The sequence below is a fragment of the Burkholderia sp. AcTa6-5 genome (assembly GCF_017815075.1).
Classification (GTDB): domain Bacteria; phylum Pseudomonadota; class Gammaproteobacteria; order Burkholderiales; family Burkholderiaceae; genus Burkholderia; species Burkholderia sola.
In genome coordinates this window covers 301,868-321,663 of sequence record NZ_JAGIQE010000003.1, presented here as the reverse complement: position 1 = coordinate 321,663, position 19,796 = coordinate 301,868, and the positions used below count along the sequence as shown (strand labels likewise).

15 protein-coding genes are annotated in these 19,796 nt (G+C 66.6%); 8 read left to right on the top strand and 7 right to left on the bottom strand.

Annotated features, from left to right (window positions below):
- Positions 1-47 precede the first annotated feature (47 nt).
- Positions 48-2,276, top strand: coding sequence for an NADP-dependent isocitrate dehydrogenase (locus J8I33_RS06570; protein WP_209933990.1), 2,229 nt, complete (start codon positions 48-50; stop codon positions 2,274-2,276).
- A gap of 123 nt (positions 2,277-2,399) precedes the next feature.
- Here J8I33_RS06570 and J8I33_RS06565 read toward each other — a convergent pair whose 3' ends face one another.
- Positions 2,400-2,624 (bottom strand): hypothetical protein, encoded by a 225-nt coding sequence (locus tag J8I33_RS06565; protein ID WP_006478028.1) that lies wholly within the window; start codon positions 2,622-2,624, stop codon positions 2,400-2,402.
- A 590-nt stretch (positions 2,625-3,214) separates the two neighbouring features.
- On the opposite strand from J8I33_RS06565, the gene J8I33_RS06560 reads away from it, so the two are divergent.
- A complete protein-coding gene (locus tag J8I33_RS06560; RefSeq protein ID WP_209933983.1) occupies positions 3,215-4,822 on the top strand; it encodes a multicopper oxidase family protein in 1,608 nt (535 codons plus the stop codon).
- A gap of 180 nt (positions 4,823-5,002) precedes the next feature.
- On the opposite strand, the gene J8I33_RS06555 is transcribed toward J8I33_RS06560, so the two are convergent.
- On the bottom strand, positions 5,003-5,206 hold the full coding sequence (locus J8I33_RS06555) for a cold-shock protein (RefSeq protein ID WP_006488945.1): 204 nt from the start codon (positions 5,204-5,206) through the stop codon (positions 5,003-5,005).
- Positions 5,207-5,751: 545 nt separating this feature from the next.
- Here J8I33_RS06555 and clpS point away from each other — a divergent pair.
- From clpS to J8I33_RS06540, 3 genes are all read left to right on the top strand, one after another.
- A complete protein-coding gene (gene clpS / locus J8I33_RS06550) occupies positions 5,752-6,066 on the top strand; it encodes an ATP-dependent Clp protease adapter ClpS (protein ID WP_006398529.1) in 315 nt (104 codons plus the stop codon).
- Complete coding sequence (gene clpA / locus J8I33_RS06545; RefSeq protein ID WP_050017548.1) at positions 6,063-8,363, top strand: ATP-dependent Clp protease ATP-binding subunit ClpA; 2,301 nt, start codon at positions 6,063-6,065, stop codon at positions 8,361-8,363. Before clpS ends, clpA begins: the two co-directional genes overlap by 4 nt.
- A 103-nt stretch (positions 8,364-8,466) precedes the next feature.
- Positions 8,467-9,846 carry an amino acid permease gene (locus J8I33_RS06540; protein ID WP_209933976.1) on the top strand — a complete coding sequence of 460 codons (1,380 nt, stop codon included), beginning with the start codon at positions 8,467-8,469 and terminating at the stop codon, positions 9,844-9,846.
- A gap of 106 nt (positions 9,847-9,952) precedes the next feature.
- On the opposite strand, the gene dut is transcribed toward J8I33_RS06540, so the two are convergent.
- The 5 genes from dut to J8I33_RS06515 form a co-directional block, all read right to left on the bottom strand.
- The gene (gene dut / locus J8I33_RS06535) at positions 9,953-10,399 is read right to left on the bottom strand and encodes a dUTP diphosphatase (RefSeq protein WP_050017546.1); all 447 of its coding nucleotides are present in this window, start codon (positions 10,397-10,399) and stop codon (positions 9,953-9,955) included.
- Between the two features lie 55 nt (positions 10,400-10,454).
- A complete protein-coding gene (gene coaBC / locus J8I33_RS06530; RefSeq protein ID WP_050017545.1) occupies positions 10,455-11,666 on the bottom strand; it encodes a bifunctional phosphopantothenoylcysteine decarboxylase/phosphopantothenate--cysteine ligase CoaBC in 1,212 nt (403 codons plus the stop codon).
- A gap of 67 nt (positions 11,667-11,733) precedes the next feature.
- Positions 11,734-12,234 carry a signal peptidase II gene (lspA, locus tag J8I33_RS06525; protein WP_050017544.1) on the bottom strand — a complete coding sequence of 167 codons (501 nt, stop codon included), beginning with the start codon at positions 12,232-12,234 and terminating at the stop codon, positions 11,734-11,736.
- A gap of 3 nt (positions 12,235-12,237) precedes the next feature.
- Positions 12,238-15,075, bottom strand: a complete 2,838-nt coding sequence (gene ileS, locus J8I33_RS06520) for an isoleucine--tRNA ligase (RefSeq protein WP_209933969.1) — start codon at positions 15,073-15,075, stop codon at positions 12,238-12,240.
- A 100-nt stretch (positions 15,076-15,175) separates the two neighbouring features.
- Positions 15,176-16,168: a bifunctional riboflavin kinase/FAD synthetase gene (locus tag J8I33_RS06515; protein WP_050017542.1), complete on the bottom strand. Its 993-nt coding sequence runs from the start codon at positions 16,166-16,168 to the stop codon at positions 15,176-15,178.
- 123 nt (positions 16,169-16,291) lie between these two features.
- On the opposite strand from J8I33_RS06515, the gene purN reads away from it, so the two are divergent.
- The 3 genes from purN to J8I33_RS06500 are packed head-to-tail and all read left to right on the top strand — an operon-like array spanning position 16,292 to position 19,617.
- Complete coding sequence (purN, locus tag J8I33_RS06510; protein ID WP_006478038.1) at positions 16,292-16,954, top strand: phosphoribosylglycinamide formyltransferase; 663 nt, start codon at positions 16,292-16,294, stop codon at positions 16,952-16,954.
- Complete coding sequence (locus tag J8I33_RS06505) at positions 16,951-18,216, top strand: RsmB/NOP family class I SAM-dependent RNA methyltransferase (protein ID WP_050017541.1); 1,266 nt, start codon at positions 16,951-16,953, stop codon at positions 18,214-18,216. The genes purN and J8I33_RS06505 overlap by 4 nt, the downstream gene beginning before the upstream one ends.
- A gap of 18 nt (positions 18,217-18,234) precedes the next feature.
- Positions 18,235-19,617 carry a mechanosensitive ion channel domain-containing protein gene (locus J8I33_RS06500; protein ID WP_209933962.1) on the top strand — a complete coding sequence of 461 codons (1,383 nt, stop codon included), beginning with the start codon at positions 18,235-18,237 and terminating at the stop codon, positions 19,615-19,617.
- The last annotated feature ends 179 nt before the right edge of the window (positions 19,618-19,796 follow it).

Sequence of the window (19,796 nt, the reverse complement as noted above, 5' to 3'; positions counted from 1 at the left end):
GCCGGCGCTCTTCAGTCCCATCATCACGTAGCAATGCTTTGACCACCATGTCCACTTCGCCCAAGATCATCTACACCCTCACCGACGAAGCGCCGGCGCTCGCGACCTATTCGCTGCTGCCGATCGTCAAGGCCTTCACGCGTTCGTCGGGCGTCGCCGTCGAAACGCGCGACATCTCGCTCGCCGGCCGCATCATCGCGGCATTCGCAGACGTCCTGCCGTCGGAGCAGAAGGGTTCCGACGATCTGGCCGAACTGGGCCAGCTCACGCTGAAGCCGGAAGCGAACATCATCAAGCTGCCGAACATCAGCGCATCGGTGCCGCAGTTGAAGGCCGCGATCGCCGAACTGCAGGCGCAGGGCTACGCGCTGCCGGCCTATCCGGAAGATCCGTCGACGGACGAAGAGAAGGCCGTCAAGGCGCGCTACGACAAGATCAAGGGCAGCGCGGTGAACCCGGTGCTGCGCGAAGGCAACTCCGACCGCCGCGCGCCGCTGTCGGTCAAGAACTACGCACGCAAGCATCCGCACAAGATGGGCGCGTGGAAGGCCACGTCGAAGGCCCACGTGGCGCACATGACCGAAGGCGATTTCTACGGCAGCGAGAAGTCGGCGCTGATCGCCGATGTCGGCAGCGTGAAGATCGAACTGACGACGACCGACGGCGCGAAGAAGGTGCTGAAGGAAAAGACGGCCGTGAAGGCCGGTGAAGTGATCGACGCGTCGGTGATGAGCCGCAACGCGCTGCGCCGCTTCATCGAAGCGCAGATCGCCGACGCGAAGGCGCAGGACGTGCTGTTCTCGGTGCACCTGAAGGCGACCATGATGAAGGTCTCGGACCCGATCCTGTTCGGTCACTTCGTGTCGGTGTTCTACCGCGACGCGCTCGCGAAGCACGCGGACGTGCTGGCGAAGGTCGGCTTCAACCCGAACAACGGGATCGGCGACCTGTACGCGCGCCTGAAGGACCTGCCGGCCGACACGCGCGAAGCGATCGAAGCCGACGTCAAGGCCGAGTACGCGGTGCGCCCGCGCCTCGCGATGGTCAACTCGGACAAGGGCATCACGAACCTGCACGTGCCGAGCGACGTGATCGTCGACGCATCGATGCCGGCGATGATCCGCGATTCGGGCGGCATGTGGGGCCCGGACGGCCAACTGTACGACGCGAAGGCGGTGATTCCGGACCGCTGCTACGCGGGCGTCTACCAGGCCGTGATCGAGGACTGCAAGCAGCACGGCGCGTTCGATCCGGTCACGATGGGCAGCGTGCCGAACGTCGGCCTGATGGCGCAGGCGGCCGAGGAATACGGTTCGCACGACAAGACGTTCCAGATCCCGGCGGACGGCGTCGTGCGCGTCACCGACGAAGCCGGCAACGTGCTGCTCGAGCACGCGGTCGAGGCGGGCGACATCTGGCGCATGTGCCAGACGAAGGACGCGCCGGTGCAGGACTGGGTCAAGCTCGCGGTCAACCGCGCCCGTGCGACCGGCGCGCCGGCCGTGTTCTGGCTCGATCCGGCGCGCGCGCACGATGCGCAGATCATCGCGAAGGTCGAACGCTACCTGAAGGATCACGACACGAACGGCCTCGACATCCGCATCATGACGCCGGAAGACGCGACCCGCTTCTCGCTCGAGCGCATCCGCGCGGGCAAGGACACGATCTCGGTCACCGGCAACGTGCTGCGCGACTACCTGACCGACCTGTTCCCGATCATGGAGCTCGGCACCAGCGCGAAGATGCTGTCGATCGTGCCGCTGATGGCCGGCGGCGGGATGTTCGAAACGGGGGCGGGCGGCTCCGCGCCGAAGCACGTGCAGCAGTTCGTCGAGGAAGGCTTCCTGCGCTGGGATTCGCTCGGCGAATTCCTCGCACTGGCCGCGTCGCTCGAGCACCTCGGCAACGCGTACCAGAACCCGAAGGCGCTCGTGCTCGCGAAGACGCTCGACCAGGCGACCGGCAAGTTCCTGGACGAGAACAAGTCGCCGGCGCGCAAGGTCGGCGGCCTCGACAACCGCGGCAGCCACTTCTACCTGTGCCTGTACTGGGCGCAGGCGCTGGCCGAGCAGACCGAGGACGCCGCGCTGAAGGCACAGTTCGAGGGCGTGGCGAAGGCGCTGTCCGACAGCGAAGCGCGCATCCTGGAGGAACTGGCGGCCGCGCAAGGCAAGCCGCAGGCGATCGGCGGCTACTACCGTCCGAACGTCGACCTGACGAGCCAGGCCATGCGCCCGAGCGCGACGCTGAACGGCATCGTCGACGCGGTCGCCTGACCCCGGGCGCGCACTCGCGCGAGCCGATGTGTGTGTCGACGCGGCGCGGTGAGCCGTTCGCCGCCCGACACCCAATAAAAACGCCCCGGTCGCCCGGGGCGTTTTTCGTTGCAGGCGTGCCATTCAGACGTGAACGATTTCCCATTCGGCGATTTCGTCCGGCACTTCGAGCGTGGCCGTGTCCAGTTCGGACGGCTGCGCGCAGTCGCCGCGGGAGATGCGGTCGGCTGCGACTTCGGGGCACGAGAACGCACCGAGCGAAGCGTTGCCGAACGTCGCTTCCCAGCCGCCGTTTGCCGGCAGGATGTAGAACGACCCGAGCGCTGAACCAAAGCGAAATCCCTTCATTTCCGTTCTCCCTTTCTGATCACAAGCGATTCTGTTGTGCCGCCTGCCGGATCGACCGGCCGTGGCCCGACTGACTGCTTTGCGCCGGGTTCCGTGTCGAACGTCGTGGCGAAGCGTCAGTGCATGGAACAAAGTCTACGTCCGCGACTCGCCCGGATGGTGCATGTAGAACGGCTTCTCGAAACAAAAATTCTCTTTTAAAAACAAATAATTATTGACATCGTTTTGTATGGCGGAACGTTTTTCGGCATCGCGAAACGGGAAATTTGTGCCCTGCACCACGAATTTTTATAACGCAGGGACTTGTTCCGCATCGTGAAAAATTGACGGGTTGACGGATCGTCGATGCAGCGGATGGGGGGACGTGGGGGCGGGCGCAACGCGCAAAGGGACGGCAGATGAGCAGCGATGGCTGCCGAAGCGTCGTTTGGCGATGCTGATCGTCGCGCCGCATCCGGCGCGGTAGCGATGCTTGCTGCGGCGTATCGCCGCCCGCCCGGCGGCAGCGCTTTTCGATCCGGCCCTGCGGTTATGATGACGTGACCGCCGCGGCTGTCGCGCGGCGCTGTATGAACGACGAGGATCGATTGATGAGACGGAGAACCTTCCTGTCGCGCACCATCGGTGTCGCGGCCGCATCGCTGTTCGCGCGCACCGCATGGGCGCAGCATGCCGGTCACGCGGGCATGGCCGGCATGGATTCGATGGACGACATGCCGGGCATGACGGGTATGTCAGGGATGTCGGCGCACGCGCAGCACGGCAAGCTCGCACCGGGCGCGCTCGCGGCCGCCGACGCGCTGCCGGCCGGCGCGCCGCTCGCGACGTTGCGCACGCTCGCCAACGAAAGCCGCGAGCCCGGCACGTTCCGGGCCACGCTGGTTGCTCAACCGGTGGCGCGACCGCTGCTGCGCGGCGCGCGGCCGACCGCGTTCTGGCAGTTCGGCGTGGGCACGCAAGGGCCCGTTGTCGGCCCGCTGATCGACGTGCGCGAGGGCGATACGGTCGAGATCAGGTTCGTCAACAAGCTGCCGCAGCCGTCGACGATCCACTGGCACGGCCTGCCGGTGCCGCCCGACCAGGACGGCAACCCGTCCGATCCCGTCGCGCCCGGCGCGTCGCGCGTGTATCGCTTCACGCTGCCGAAGGGCAGCGCCGGCACCTACTGGTACCACCCGCATCCGCACATGATGACCGCCGAGCAGGTGTTCCGCGGGCTGGCCGGCCCGTTCGTCGTGCGCGCCGCGGACGATCCGCTCGCCGGCTGGCCCGAGCGCCACCTGTTCGTGTCGGACCTGAAGCTTGCACGCGACGGCACGATTGCGCCGAACGACATGATGGACTGGATGAACGGCCGTGAAGGCCAGTTCGTGCTGGTCAATGGCGCGCGCCGGCCGCGCATCGATGTCGCGGGCGACGAACGCTGGCGGGTCTGGAACGCGTGCAGCGCACGCTACCTGCGCATCGCGTTCGACGACGGCCGCGCGTTCGAGCACGTGGGCACCGACGGCGGATTGTTCGATGCGCCGCGGCGCGTGACGTCGCTGCTGATTGCGCCGGGCGAGCGCGCGGAGCTGCTGGTCCGCGCCGGCGACCGTGCGTCGCGCGCGGTGCTGCAGGCGGCCGAGTACGACCGCCGCAAGATGGCGATGTCGCACGACGACGGTCACGGCAGCCTGCCGCCCGACCCGGCGCTGGCGCTGGCCGACGTCGCGTTCGCGCCCGCCGCGGCCCGCGCGCTGCCTGCCACGCTGCGCGCGGTGCGGCCGCTGGGCGAACCGGCCGCGCACAAGACGGTTGCGTTCGGCGAGGAAATGGACATGGACGCGATGATGAAGGGCGCGGCCCACGGCCGCCCGGCGGGCATGCGCTTCACGATCAACGGCGACACCTACGCGCCGCACCGCGCGACGCTGACGAGCCGCCGCGGCGACGTCGAGCGCTGGGAGATCCGCAATACGACGGACATGGATCACCCGTTCCATTTGCACGGCACGCAGTTCCAGGTGATCGAGCGGGCGTCGGGTGGTTCACGCACGAGCGAGCCGTTCCGCGCATGGCGCGATACGGTGAACGTGCGCAGCGGCGAAACCGTGTCGATTCTCGTCACGCAAGACATGCCGGGCGAGCGCATGTTTCACTGCCATATTCTCGAACACGAGGATCTCGGCATGATGGGCACGCTGAAGGTCGTGTAACTAAGCCGCGAATGCGTTTCACGCGCGGATTCGTTATCCGATCTGCATGCGCGACGAGACAATATGCGTTCAACGGTCGGGATTGAACGAAAAGGCCGGCCAATCGATTATCGACGGGCCGGCCTCAAAAAAAGAAACCCGGCGCAATGCGCCGGGTTTCTTCGTCAGATATCCGATGCCTTATACGGCCTGGATGTTCGACGCTTGCTTGCCCTTCGGCCCTTGGACGACGTCAAAGCTCACCTTCTGGCCTTCCTTCAGCGTCTTGAAGCCATTCATGGTGATAGCCGAGAAGTGCGCAAACAGATCCTCACCGCCCTCGTCGGGAGTGATGAAACCGAAGCCCTTCGCGTCGTTGAACCATTTAACGATACCAGTTGCCATTTCCTACTTCCCCTGTCACACAGTCGCTGCTACTTACCACGAGCACGCTCGAAAAGCTAAACGACCGGAAAATGCAGCCGTTCCCCCCTCACAAGCTCACCTCGGCCCCTTTCGTTTCGCCAACCGGCGAATTGAAAAAAGTGCCAGCTTGATTGTTGGCGCTCTTTATTGGAGTGTCAAGTGGAATTTTTAGACGTTTAGAGGGTCGTTGTAAAGAACCCATTTTCAGGGTTTTTCCGGCTTTGCCTGGCTGCATGCGGCCAAGCGCGAGGGCTTGAAAAGCCGCATAATCGGCTCATATACCAGGCTCGAGTGACACGCGTTCGAGTCGTCCCGGCTTGTGGGATACTGGATGCGGACACGACGTTCCGGTGCGATTCCCCCTGACGGTTCGTGTTCCGCGCCACGCGTGAAAGCCGGCACCGCAGCCGGCTTTCGTATGGCGCGAAGGCGATCGCGTGTTCCGGGATACCGGGGAGGGCGCCGGCCGGTCGGTCGGGTAATGGCAGGATTGCGGGCCTGTCCGAGTTGTTTAGAATGGGTGTATGGCGATTATCCCGGACAAGCAGGACAGTACCGTCCTGGAACGCAAGCAGCAGAAGCTGAAGCCGCCTTCGATGTACAAGGTGGTGCTGCTGAACGACGACTTCACCCCGATGGAGTTCGTCGTGATGGTGGTCCAGGAGTATTTCAAGAAGGATCGCGAGACGGCCACGCAGATCATGCTGAAGGTCCATCGCGAAGGACGAGGGGTATGTGGGGTCTATACGCGGGACATCGCGTCGACCAAGGTTGAGCAAGTCGTTACCCATGCGCGGCAGGCAGGGCATCCGCTGCAGTGCGTGATGGAGGAAGCATGATTGCCCAGGAATTGGAAGTCAGCCTGCACATGGCGTTCATGGAAGCACGCCAGGCGCGCCATGAGTTCATTACGGTCGAGCATCTGCTGCTGGCCCTGCTGGATAATCCGACGGCGGCCGAGGTGTTGCGCGCGTGCGCGGCAAACATCGAGGACCTGCGTCAGAACCTGCGCAATTTCATCCACGACAACACACCTACCGTCCCGGGCACCGACGATGTCGATACCCAGCCGACGCTCGGTTTCCAGCGCGTGATCCAGCGCGCGATCATGCACGTCCAGTCGACGTCGAACGGCAAGAAGGAAGTGACGGGCGCGAACGTGCTGGTCGCGATCTTCGGCGAGAAGGATTCGCATGCCGTGTACTACCTGCAGCAGCAGGGCGTCACGCGCCTCGACGTGGTGAACTTCATTTCGCACGGCATCGCGAAGACGAACAGCGGCGAAGCCGCGAAGTCGACCGACGCGAACGCGGAAAGCGAAGACGCGAACGCGCAGAAGGAAACGCCGCTCGCGCAGTTCACGCAGAACCTGAACCAGATGGCGAAGGACGGCCGCATCGATCCGCTGATCGGCCGCGAGCCCGAGGTCGAGCGCGTCGTGCAGGTGCTGTGCCGCCGCCGCAAGAACAATCCGCTGCTCGTCGGCGAAGCCGGTGTCGGCAAGACCGCGATCGCCGAAGGGCTCGCGTATCGGATCACGCGCGGCGAAGTGCCGGACATCCTCGCGAACGCGCAGGTGTACTCGCTCGACATGGGCGCGCTGCTGGCGGGCACCAAGTACCGCGGCGATTTCGAGCAGCGTCTGAAGACGGTGCTGAAGGAGCTCAAGGAGCGTCCGCACGCGATCCTGTTCATCGACGAAATCCATACGCTGATCGGCGCGGGCGCCGCGTCGGGCGGCACGCTCGATGCGTCGAACCTGCTGAAGCCGGCGTTGTCGTCGGGCACGCTCAAGTGCATCGGCGCAACCACGTTCACCGAGTATCGCGGCATCTTCGAGAAGGATGCGGCGCTGTCGCGGCGCTTCCAGAAGGTCGACGTGACGGAGCCGAGCGTCGAGCAGACGGTCGCGATCCTGCGCGGGCTGAAGTCGCGCTTCGAGGAGCACCACGGCGTCAAGTATTCGTCGGGTGCGCTGTCGGCCGCGGCCGAGCTGTCGGCGCGCTTCATCACCGACCGTCACCTGCCGGACAAGGCGATCGACGTGATCGACGAGGCGGGCGCCGCGCAGCGCATCCTGCCGAAGTCGAAGCAGAAGAAGACGATCGGCAAGGGCGAGATCGAGGAAATCATCTCGAAGATCGCGCGCGTGCCGGCGCAAAGCGTGTCGCAGGACGATCGCAGCAAGCTGCAGACGCTCGACCGCGACCTGAAGAGCGTCGTGTTCGGCCAGGATCCGGCGATCGACGCGCTCGCGGCGTCGATCAAGATGGCGCGCGCGGGCCTCGGCAAGATGGACAAGCCGATCGGCGCGTTCCTGTTCTCCGGCCCGACGGGCGTCGGCAAGACCGAAGTGGCGCGCCAGCTGGCGTTCACGCTCGGCATCGAGCTGATCCGCTTCGACATGTCGGAATACATGGAACGTCACGCGGTGAGCCGGTTGATCGGCGCGCCGCCGGGCTACGTCGGGTTCGACCAGGGCGGCCTGCTGACCGAAGCCGTCACGAAGAAGCCGCATTGCGTGCTGCTGCTCGATGAAATCGAGAAGGCGCATCCGGACATCTTCAACGTGCTGCTGCAGGTGATGGACCACGGCACGCTGACGGACAACAACGGCCGCAAGGCGGATTTCCGCAACGTCATCATCATCATGACGACGAACGCGGGCGCCGAGTCGATGCAGAAGGCGACGATCGGCTTCACGACGCGCCGCGAAACCGGCGACGAGATGACCGACATCAAGCGCCTGTTCACGCCGGAGTTCCGCAACCGGCTGGATGCGATCATCAGCTTCCGCTCGCTCGATGAGGAAATCATCATGCGCGTGGTCGACAAGTTCCTGATCCAGCTCGAGGAACAGCTGCACGAGAAGAAGGTCGACGCGCTCTTCACCGACGCGTTGCGCAAGCATCTCGCGAAGCACGGCTTCGACCCGCTGATGGGCGCGCGGCCGATGCAGCGGCTGATCCAGGACACGATCCGGCGTGCACTGGCCGACGAGCTGCTGTTCGGCAAGCTTCTCAACGGCGGTCATGTGACGGTCGACGTCGACGAAAACGACAAGGTGCAGTTGTCGTTCGACAAGCTGGCGAATCCGCCGCACAAGCCGAACGAAGAGACGGTCGAAGTCGAGTAAGCGATAATTCGTTGTTCATGCGAACGGCGCGGGAAGTTCTCCGCGCCGTTTCGTTTTATCCGGCGCCGGCGGCGCGATGGTGGGGCAGGGGAGTGGTTACGCGGTGACACAACAACAACGGTCGTTCGACGCTATCGTCGCGCGTGAACAAGGGCTGCGCCACGCGCTGACGTCGGGGCAGATGGCGATGATCGCGATCGGTGGCGCGATCGGCACGGGGCTGTTCCTCGGCAGCGGGTTTGCGATCGGGCTCGCGGGCCCGAGCGTGCTGCTTTCCTATGCGATCGGCGCACTGATTGCGCTGCTGCTGATGGGCGCGCTTGCGGAAATGACGGTCGCGCATCCGACGGCCGGCTCGTTCGGCGCCTATGCCGAGCATTACGTCGGCCCGCTCGCGGGCTTCCTGGTGCGCTATGCGTACTGGTTCGCGGTCGTGTTCGCGATCGGTACCGAGATCAGCGCGATCGCCGTGTTCATGAAGTACTGGTTCCCGGCCGTGCCCGGCTGGTACTGGGTGATCGGATTTTCCGCGCTGCTGATCGCCGTGAACCTCGCGAGCGTCACGCTGTACGGGACGGTCGAATACGCGTTCTCGCTGCTGAAGATCGCGGCGATCGTCGTGTTCATCGTGCTCGGCGCGTTTCTCGTGTGGTCGGCGCCGCCCGCATCGGGCATCGGTTTCGTGAACTACACCGCGCACGGCGGCTTCATGCCGAAGGGGCCGTGGGGCACCTGGGTTGCCGTGATCGTCGCGATCTTCAGCTACATGAGCATCGAGGCCGTCGCGATCGCGGCCGGCGAGGCGCGCGATCCGCAGCACGCGGTCACGCGCGCATTCCGCTCGACGGTGTTCCGGCTCGTGCTGTTCTACCTGCTGACGCTCGCGCTGATGCTCGCGATCGTGCCGTGGACGCAGGCCGGCACCGACGAAAGCCCGTTCGTGAAGGTGATGGCCGCGACGCACGTGCCGTATGCGGCGGGCGTGATCAACTTCGTGCTGTTGATCGCGGCGCTGTCGGCGATGAACAGCCAGCTCTACGTGACGACGCGGATGATGTTCAGCCTGTCGCGCGCGCAACTCGCGCCGGCGGTGTTCGGCCGGCTCGGCGCGAACGGCGTGCCGCGCGCCGCGCTGTGGATCTCGACGAGCGGCGTCGCGGTGGCGGCCGTGCTGGTCGCGCTCGCGCCCGACACCGCGTTCACCGTGATGATGGCGATCGCGATGTTCGGCGCGCTGTTCACGTGGCTGATGATCTTCGTCACGCACCTGCGGTTCCGTGCGCGGTATCGCGGCCCTGCGCTCGCGTTCCGGATGTGGGGGCACCCGTTCGGCAGCCTGGCCGGTGCGGGGCTCGTCGCGGCGATCCTGCTGACGACCCCTTTCACGCGCGAATTCCGGATGACGATGGTGGTCGGTGTCGTGTTCGTCGTGCTGCTGACGCTCGCCTACGCGTTGCACTACCGCCACCAGCACGCGCGCTGACCGCGGCGTCGCGAACCCGCGCCTGCGCGAATCGCGCAACCGGGCTGCACGTGGCGGTGCGCAAAAAGAAAAAGGGGCCGTGGCCCCTTTTTTCGTGCTGTGTGGCTCAGTGGCGGCCGGTGCTGCCGAACCCGCCTTCGCCGCGATCGCTCTCGGTGAACTCGTCGACGATGTTGAATTGCGCCTGCACGACCGGCACGATCACGAGCTGCGCGAGGCGTTCGAACGGGTTCAGCACGAATTCGGTCTGGCCGCGATTCCACGTCGACACCATCAACTGGCCCTGGTAGTCGGAATCGATCAGGCCGACGAGGTTGCCGAGCACGATCCCGTGCTTGTGGCCGAGGCCCGAGCGCGGCAGGATCAGCGCCGCATAGCCGGGATCGGCGAGGTGGATCGCGAGGCCGGTCGGCACCAGCGTGGTTTCGCCCGGCTGCAGCGTGACCGGCGCGTCGAGGCATGCGCGCAGGTCGAGGCCGGCGCTGCCGGGGGTCGCGTAGGCGGGCAGGTAATCGCGCATGCGCGCGTCGAGAATCTTCAGGTCGAGTTTCATGCGGTGGTCGAATCGGTCGGGAAGGGCGCGGCGGCGTCTGCCGCCGCGCAAGGGATCAGATCAGGCGGTTGTCCGGCAGGCGCTTCGCGATTTCGGCCACGAGCGTATGCGCGAGTTCGTCTTTGGGCGCGCGCGGCAGGCGCGTGAGGCCGGCCGCTTCGAACAACACGACTTCGTTGTCGTCGCGCCCGAACGTCAGCGGGCCGAGGTTGCCGACGAGCAGCGGCACGTTCTTGCGCTTGCGCTTCTCGTCGCCATGCACGTCGAGGTCGCCGCTTTCGGCCGCGAAGCCGACGCAGAACGGCGCATCGGGCAGCGCCGCGACCGATGCGAGGATGTCGGGGTTCTCGACGAACGCGAGCGCCGGCATCTTGCGGTCGGCCGTCTTCTTCATCTTGTGCTCGGCCGGCTGGTCGACGCGCCAGTCGGCGACTGCGGCCACCGCGATGAAGATGTCGGCATCGTTCACGGCATGCATCACCGCGTCATACATCTGCTGCGCGGTCTGCACGTCCTGGCGGGTCACGCCCCACGGCGTGTCGAGCGCGACCGGCCCGGCGACGAGATGCACGTCGGCGCCGGCCTGTTGCGCGGCGCGCGCGAGCGCGAAACCCATCTTGCCGCTGGAGCGGTTCGTCAGGCCGCGCACCGGGTCGAGCGGTTCGAATGTGGGCCCGGCCGTGATCAGCACGCGGCGGTGCGCGAGCACCTTCGGCGCGAAGTGCGCGACGATCGCTTCATAGATCGCCTCGGGTTCGAGCATGCGGCCGTCGCCGACTTCGCCGCAGGCCTGCGCGCCCGAATCCGGGCCGAGCACCGACACGCCGTCCGCGCGCAATTGCGCGGCGTTGCGTTGCGTGGCCGGGTTCTGCCACATCTGGCGGTTCATTGCGGGCACGACGAGCAGCGGACAGTCGCGCGCGACGCACAGCGTCGACAACAGATCGTCGGCGAACCCGTGCGCGAGCTTCGCGAGGAAATCCGTCGACGCGGGCGCGATCACGATCGCGTCGGCTTCGCGCGACAGGTCGATGTGCGCCATGTTGTTGTCGATGCGCGCGTCCCACTGGCTCGTATAGACGGGCCGGCCCGACAGCGCCTGCATCGTGACGGGCGTGATGAACTGGGTGGCGGCGTCGGTCATCGCGACCTGCACGGTCGCGCCGGCCTTCACGAGCAGCCGCGTGAGTTCGGCGATCTTGTAGCAGGCGATGCCGCCCGTCAGGCCGAGAACGAGGTGTTTTCCTGCGAGTTCTGCGTGTGCCAACTCAGGCCTCCTGGGGTCAAACGGAACGGCCGGCGCGAAGCCGGCCGTCGACACGGAGTATGCGCGCTCAGCGCGCGCCGCGCACGCGCCGCAGCTCGTCGTAGATCAGCAGCACCGCGCCGACCGTGATCGCGGAATCGGCGAGGTTGAACGCCGGGAAGTGCCACGCGCCGACGTGAAAATCGAGGAAGTCGATCACGTGGCCGTAGACGAGCCGGTCGATCACGTTGCCGAGCGCGCCGCCGAGGATCAGCGCGAGCGACACGCTGAATAGCCGCTGGTGGCCGTGGCGCTTCAGCAGGAAGCAGATCACGAGCGTCGCGCCGACGCCGAGCGCGGTGAACGCCCAGCGCTGCCAGCCGCTCGCGGTCGACAGGAAGCCGAACGCGGCGCCGCGGTTGTACACCAGCACGAGGTTGAAGAACGACGTCAGCGCATGCTGCGCGCCGTACGCGAATGTCTTGAGGATCGCGATCTTCGACAGCTGGTCGAACAGGATCACGATCAGCGAAATGCCGAGCCAGGGCGCGAGCGCGCCGCTGGCCGGTTTCGACAGGGTCTTCGCCATAATTTAAGCAGCGCTCCGGATTTCGCCGTTTTCAAACAGGTTCGAGAAGCAGCGGCCGCACAGCGTCGGATGATCGGCGTGCGCGCCGACATCTTCACGGTAGTGCCAGCAGCGCTCGCACTTCTGGTACTTCGACGCGGCCACGTCGACGCTTTCCTGCGCTTCGTCGTCGACCTTCACGACGGTCGCCGCCGACGTGATCAGCACGAACTTGAGATCGTCGCCGAGGCTCGTCAGCGCGTCGTAGCGCGCGCCGCTCGCATGCACGGTCACTTCGGCCTGCAGCGACGAACCGATGCGGTTCGCGGTGCGCGCTTCCTCGAGCGCCTTCGTCACGTTGCCGCGCACGTCGCGCAGCAGCGCCCACTTGTCGATCAGCGCGGCCGAGCCGGCGACTTCCGGATACGCATAGTAGGTTTCCGTGAAGATCGTGTCGCTCGCCGGCTGGAACACCTTCCACGCTTCTTCCGCCGTGAACGACAGGAACGGCGCGAGCACGCGCAGCAGGCCGTGCGTCAGGTGATACAGCGCGGTTTGCGCGGAGCGGCGCGCGCGCGAATCGGCGGCGCTCGTGTACAGGCGGTCCTTCAGCACGTCGAGGTAGAAGCCGCCGAGGTCTTCCGAGCAGTACGTCTGCAGCTTCGCGACGACCGGGTGGAATTCGTACTTCTCGTAGTGGCCGAGCAGTTCGGTCTGCAGTTGCTGCGAGAACGCGACCGCATAGCGGTCGATCTCGAGCCATTCGTCGACCGGCACCGCGTGCTGCGCGAAATCGAAATCCGACAGGTTCGCGAGCAGGAAGCGCAGCGTGTTGCGGATGCGGCGATAGCCTTCCGTTACGCGCTTCAGGATTTCCTCGGAGATCGCGAGTTCGCCCGAGTAGTCGGTCGATGCGATCCACAGGCGGATGATTTCCGCGCCGAGACGGTTCGCGACTTCATGCGGGTCGATGCCGTTGCCGAGCGACTTGCTCATCTTGCGGCCTTCGCCGTCGACCGTGAAGCCGTGCGTGAGCAGGCCCTTGTACGGCGCGCGACCGTCGATCATCGATGCCGTCAGGAGCGACGAGTGGAACCAGCCGCGATGCTGGTCCGAGCCTTCGAGGTACAGGTCGGCCGGGAACTGCAGCTGATCCTTGTGCGAGCCGCGCAGCACGTGCCAGTGCGTCGTGCCCGAATCGAACCACACGTCGAGCGTGTCGCGGTTCTTTTCGTACAGGTTCGCGTCGTCGCCGATCAGCTCGCGCGGGTCGAGCGATTGCCACGCCTCGATGCCCGACTGCTCGACGCGCTTCGCGACTTCCTCGAGCAGCTCGAGCGTGCGCGGGTGCAGCTCGCCGGTTTCCTTGTGCACGAAGAACGCCATCGGCACGCCCCACTGGCGCTGGCGCGACAGCGTCCAGTCGGGACGGTTCGCGATCATGCTGAACAGGCGCTGCTTGCCCCACGACGGGTAGAACGCGGTCGCGTCGACGCCTTCGAGCGCCGTCTCGCGCAGCGTCTTGCCGCCGTCGCGCGGCGTCACGTCCATGCCGGCAAACCACTGCGACGTCGCGCGGTAGATGATCGGCGTCTTGTGGCGCCAGCAGTGCATGTAGCTGTGCGTGTACTTCTCGCTGCGCAGCAGCGAGCCGGCCGCGTTCAGCGCGTCGACGATCTTCGGGTTCGCGTCCCAGATCGACAGGCCGCCGAACAGCGGCAGCGATTCGATATAGCGGCCGTCGCCCATCACCGGGTTGATGAAGTCGGAATCGGTCATCCCGTGCGCCTTGCACGACTGGAAGTCCTCGATACCGTATGCGGGCGACGAGTGCACGACGCCGGTACCCGTGTCGGTCGTCACGTAGTCGCCGAGATAGACGGGCGCGGTGCGCTGGTAGCCGGGGTGGGCCGAGGCGAGCGGGTGGTGGAAGCGCAGGTTCGCGAGCTTCACGCCGGGCGCGGTCGCGACGACGCGGCCGGTCAGCTTGAAGTCGGCCATGCAGGCTTCGACGCGCTCTTGCGCAATGATCAGCAGCCCGCGCTCGGTGTCGACCAGCGCGTAGACGATTTCCGGATGGAGGTTCAGCGCCTGGTTGGCGGGAATCGTCCACGGCGTGGTGGTCCAGATCACGATGCCGCCGTCGGCGCGCGGCAGCGCCGGCAGGCCGAACGCGTGCGCGGTCTTTTCCGGTTCCGCGAACGCGAACATCACGTCGATCGTCGGGTCGGTGCGGTCCTTGTACTCGACTTCCGCTTCCGCGAGCGCCGAGCCGCAGTCGAAGCACCAGTTGACCGGCTTCAGCCCGCGGTACACGTAGCCCTTCTCGATGATCTTGCCGAGCGCGCGGATTTCTTCCGCCTCGTTCACGAAGTTCATCGTCTTGTACGGATTCGCCCAGTCGCCGAGCACGCCCAGGCGCTTGAAGCCGACCTTCTGCTTCTCGATCTGCTCGGTCGCGTACGCGCGCGCCTTGCTCATCACCTCGGCCGCCGGCAGCGACTTGCCGAACTGCTTCTCGATCTGGATCTCGATCGGCATCCCGTGGCAATCCCAGCCGGGCACGTACGGCGCGTCGAAGCCGGCCATGTTGCGCGACTTGACGACGATGTCCTTCAGGATCTTGTTGACCGCGTGGCCGAGGTGGATGTCGCCGTTCGCATACGGCGGGCCGTCGTGCAGGATGAACTTCGGCCGGCCCTGGCTGGCCGCGCGGATCTTCTCGTAGATGCCTCGCTCCTCCCACTCCTTGACCCACTGCGGCTCGCGCTTGGGCAGGTCGCCGCGCATCGGGAACGGCGTGTCGAGCAGGTTGACCGGATACTTGGCCTGCGGTTTCGAATCGGCTTTCTTGTTGCTCATGATGGGATCGCTATCTAAATCGGGGACGCTCGGCGTCGTGAATCGGGTAGGCGCGCGACGGGGCGGCGCGAGGGTGCGGCGCGAGGCGCCGCCGTCCGGATCAGCTAATTCGGTCGGTAGCCGACGTCGCGAAGCCCGTCGCGCGGCTGCCCGGCGCACGGTCGCGTTCGACGAAATAAGCGCGTGCATTCGCGACGTCCAGCGCGATCGCGCGCGACAGCGCCTCGAGATCGTCGAACTTCGCCTCGTCGCGCAGCTTCTTCAGGAATTCGACACGGATCAGCTTGCCGTACGCATCGCCGTGCCAGTCGAGCAGGTGGACTTCGAGCAGCACGCGGCCCGAATCGTCGACGGTCGGGCGCAGCCCGAGGCTTGCGACGCCGGGCAGCGGCTCGGGGCCGAGGCCGTGCACCTGCACGACGAAGATGCCCGCGAGCGCCGGCCGCTTGTGCGCGATCGGCAGGTTCAGCGTCGGGAAGCCGAGGTCGCGGCCGAGCTTGAGGCCGTGCGCGACGTGGCCGCTGATCGCGTAGCCGTGGCCGAGCGCTTGCGCGGCCGCGTCGAGATCACCCGCGGCGAGCGCCGCGCGCACGCCGGAGCTGGAAATGCGCGTGCCGTCGCTGCCGGACACCGTGCCCATCTGCTCGACCTCGAAGCCGTGCAGCTCGCCGGCCGCCTTCAGCGTGTCGAAGGTGCCCGCGCGCTTCGCGCCGTAGCAGAAATCGTCACCGACCATCATCCAGCGCGCGTGCAGCCCGTTCACCAGCGTGCGCTCGACGAACGCCTGCGGCGACTGGCTCGCGAAGGTGTGGTTGAAGTGCTCGACGACGACGCGGTCGACCCCGTGGTCGCGCAATGCTTCCAGCTTGTCGCGCAGCATCGCGATGCGCGGCGGCGCGCCGGCCGGGTTGAAGAATTCGCGCGGGTGCGGCTCGAACGTCATCACGCACACGGGCAGGCCGCGTGCGTCCGCTGCCGCGCGCACGCGCGCGAGCAGGGCCTGATGCCCGCGATGGACACCGTCGAAGTTGCCGATCGTCAACGCGCACGGGGCGCGGCTCTCGGCGTTGGGCAGGCCGCGGAAGACTTTCACGATAGCGGATGCAGCGTCGGGGGAATGGGCGGTGGGATGCCGCAAAGCAGAAGATTATAAACGTTCGGGCGGCCCGACGGCCGAGAAGGCGGGAAACGCGAGGGCGAATGGTAAAATTCGCGGATGAAAAAACTCGTGATCCTGATTTCCGGTCGCGGCAGCAACATGGAGGCCATCGTCCGCGCGTGCGCGCAGGAACGCTGGCCGGCCGAGATTGCCGCCGTGATCGCCAACCGGCCCGATGCGGCCGGGCTGGCTTTTGCCGCGTCGCACGGGGTGGCGACGGCGGTGGTCGACCACCGGTCGTTCGACGGCCGCGACAGCTTCGACGCGGCGCTCGCCGCCGAGATCGACCGTTTCGCGCCCGATCTCGTCGTCCTCGCCGGCTTCATGCGCATCCTCACACCCGCATTCGTCAGACGATACGAAGGCCGGCTGCTGAACATCCATCCGTCGCTGCTGCCGAGCTTCAAGGGCATCCACACGCATCAGCAGGCGCTGGATGCCGGCGTCGCGCTGCATGGCGCGAGCGTGCATTTCGTCATTCCCGAGCTCGACAGCGGCGCGATCGTCGCGCAGGGCGCGGTGCCCGTGCGCGCCGGCGACGACGCGGCCGCGCTCGCGCGGCGCGTGCTGACGGTCGAGCACGTGCTGTATCCGCGCGCGGTGCGCTGGTTCGTCGAGGGGCGTTTGCGCCTCGAGGACGGCCGTGCAGTGGTCGCGCCCGAAGAGGCGCGCTGGATTTTCGCGGATCAACCGCAAACCGAAACGAGTGAGGGCGTATGAAGCTGCACGGATTCCTGATTGGCCAGACCGAAACCCTGCTCGCCGAGGTGCTGAAGTTCGCCGGCCCCGCCGACGCGACGACGAGCCGGTTCTTCCGCGCGCACCCGAAGCTCGGGCATGCCGAGCGCGGCGTGATCGCCGAGGCCGTGTTCGCGGTGCTGCGCCGGAAGATGGAGTTTTCGCATCTGGCCGAGAGTGGCACCGGCACGCCCGCGCGGCGCCTGACGCTGCTCGGCCTGATGCAGACGATGGGGCGCAATGCGCTGAAGCCGTTCCTGTCCGACACCGAGTCCGCATGGCTCGAGCACGTGTCGAAGATCGATCCGGCGAGCCTGCCCGTGCGCATTCGCACGAACCTGCCCGACTGGATTCACCAGGCGCTGTCGGCCCGCTTCGACGCGGACGAGCTTGCGCAGCTCGCCGCCGCGCTGAACTACCCGGCGCCGCTCGACCTGCGCGCCAACGCGCAGAAGGCGAGCCGCGACCAGGTGATCGAAGCGCTGCGCGTGAGCGGCATCGACGCGGGCGCGACGCCGTTCGCGCCGTTCGGCGTGCGCGTGGTCGGCAAGCCGGCGCTGACGCGCCTGAAGCTGTTCGAGGAAGGCGCGATCGAGGTGCAGGACGAAGGCAGCCAGCTGCTGTGCTCGCTGGTCGCGCCGCGGCGCGGCGAGATGGTCGTCGATTTCTGCGCGGGCGCGGGCGGCAAGACGCTCGCGCTCGGCGCGATGATGCGCTCGACCGGGCGCCTCTATGCGTTCGACATCTCGGAGAAGCGCCTCGCGAAGCTGAAGCCGCGCCTCGCGCGCAGCGGGCTGTCGAACGTGAACCCGGTGCTGATCGACAGCGAGCACGACGCGAAGATCAAGCGGCTCGCCGGCAAGATCGACCGCGTGCTGGTCGACGCGCCGTGCAGCGGCCTCGGCACGCTGCGCCGCAATCCGGACCTGAAGTGGCGCCAGACGCGCACCGCGATCGACGAGCTGACGCCGAAACAGGCGTCGATCCTCGCGAGCGCCGCGCGGCTCGTGAAGAAGGGCGGCCGGCTCGTCTACGCGACCTGCAGCGTGCTCGACGCCGAGAACGAGCGCATCGTCGAGCAGTTCCTCGCCGATCACCCCGAGTTCGTGCTGGTGCCGGCGCAGCAGGTGCTGGCCGACCAGCGCATCGAGCTCGAGACGGGCGACTACCTGTCGCTGTGGCCGCACCGTCATGCGACCGACGGCTTCTTCGCCGCGGTGCTCGAACGCCGCGCCGCGCAGTAACGACCGGCCGGACGGACGATGGAGAATCTGCAGAGCCGCCTGCTGTCGCACCGGCTGGAATCGGTGATTCGCGATTTCCACCAGCCGGTGATGATCTGGCAGGCGGCGATCCTCGTCGGTGCGCTGTGTTTCGCATGGGTGGCCGCGCGTTTCGTGCACGGCCGGATCGATGCGCGGCGGCGGGCGGCCGGGCGCGCGCCCGGCGCGGGCGCGCAGAGCCTGAAGCGTGCGCTGTTTCCGCTGTTCGGCAGCGTGTTCGTCGGCGGCGCGCAGCTCGCGTTCGAGCCGTTCATGTCGACGTCGCTGCTGTCGCTCGCGCTCGTGCCGCTGTTCGGCATCGGGCTGATCTACGTGCTGTTCTTCTTCGCGCGGCGCGTGTTCGCACGCGACGGCCACACGCACGCGTGGCTGTCGATCGTCGAGAAGATTGTGTCGACCGTCGTGTGGGCCGCGATGGTGATGACCGTGCTCGGCATCCAGCGCGACGTGCTCGGCTGGCTCGACAGCGTGCAGTTCCGGGTCGCGACCGCGCACCTCACGCTGCTGTCGGTGATCTCCGGCGCGCTGTGGGTGTGCGTGACGCTGATGGTCGCGATGTGGCTCGGCTCGGTGCTCGAGGATCGCCTGTCGCGCGCGAGCACGCTCGACGCCAACCTGAAGGTCGTGCTGTCGCGGGTCGGCCGCGCGCTGCTCGTGTTCGCGGCGATCCTGATCGGGCTGTCGCTCGTCGGCATCGACGTGACGGTGCTCGGCGTATTCGGCGGCGCGGTGGGCGTCGGCCTCGGCTTCGGGCTGCAAAAGATCGCGAGCAACTACGTGTCGGGTTTCATCATCCTGCTCGACCGCTCGTTGCGGCTCGGCGATGCGATCAGCGTCGGCGGGCTGCAGGGCGTCGTCACGCAGATCCGCACGCGCTACACGGTCGTGCGCGGCCTCGACGGCAACGAGACGCTGATCCCGAACGAGAAGCTGATCACCGACGTCGTGCAGAACCAGTCGTCGTACCTGACGCGCGGCTATGCGAAGGTCGCGGTGCAGGTCGCGTACACGAGCGACGTCGAGCAGGCACTCGCGTTGCTCGCTGACGCGGCGAAGGACGTGCCGCGCGTGCTGGCCGAGCCGGCGCCGACCCCGTACCTCGTGAGTTTCGGCGCGGACGGGATCGATCTGGAGCTCGGTTTCTGGATCGAGGATTCGGCGAAAGGCACGTCGGGCGTGCGATCGAGCGTGAACCGCAACATCTGGCGGCTGTTCGGCGAGCACGGGATCTCGATTCCGTTTCCGCAGCGCGAAGTGCGCGTGGTCGGGCTGCCGGACGGCTTTCCCGCGGCGAGCGCGGCGGCCGGGCGCCCGCCGGCGGCGGCCAACGGTGCGCTGGACGGGCACGCGCCGGCGGCGTAGCGGGCGCGGGCGGTCAATCGTACCGATTCCGCGGCCGAAACCGGATCGCGGGCCTTTCCGAGTCCGCACATGGACCGCGCGGATTGCGTCAGGGCAAGAAAATATTCATTTTTTACAAAGACTTGGAACGGTTGAAGTAAAATTCTGGTCTACACGCGGTATGCTTTCATTCTTCTGAC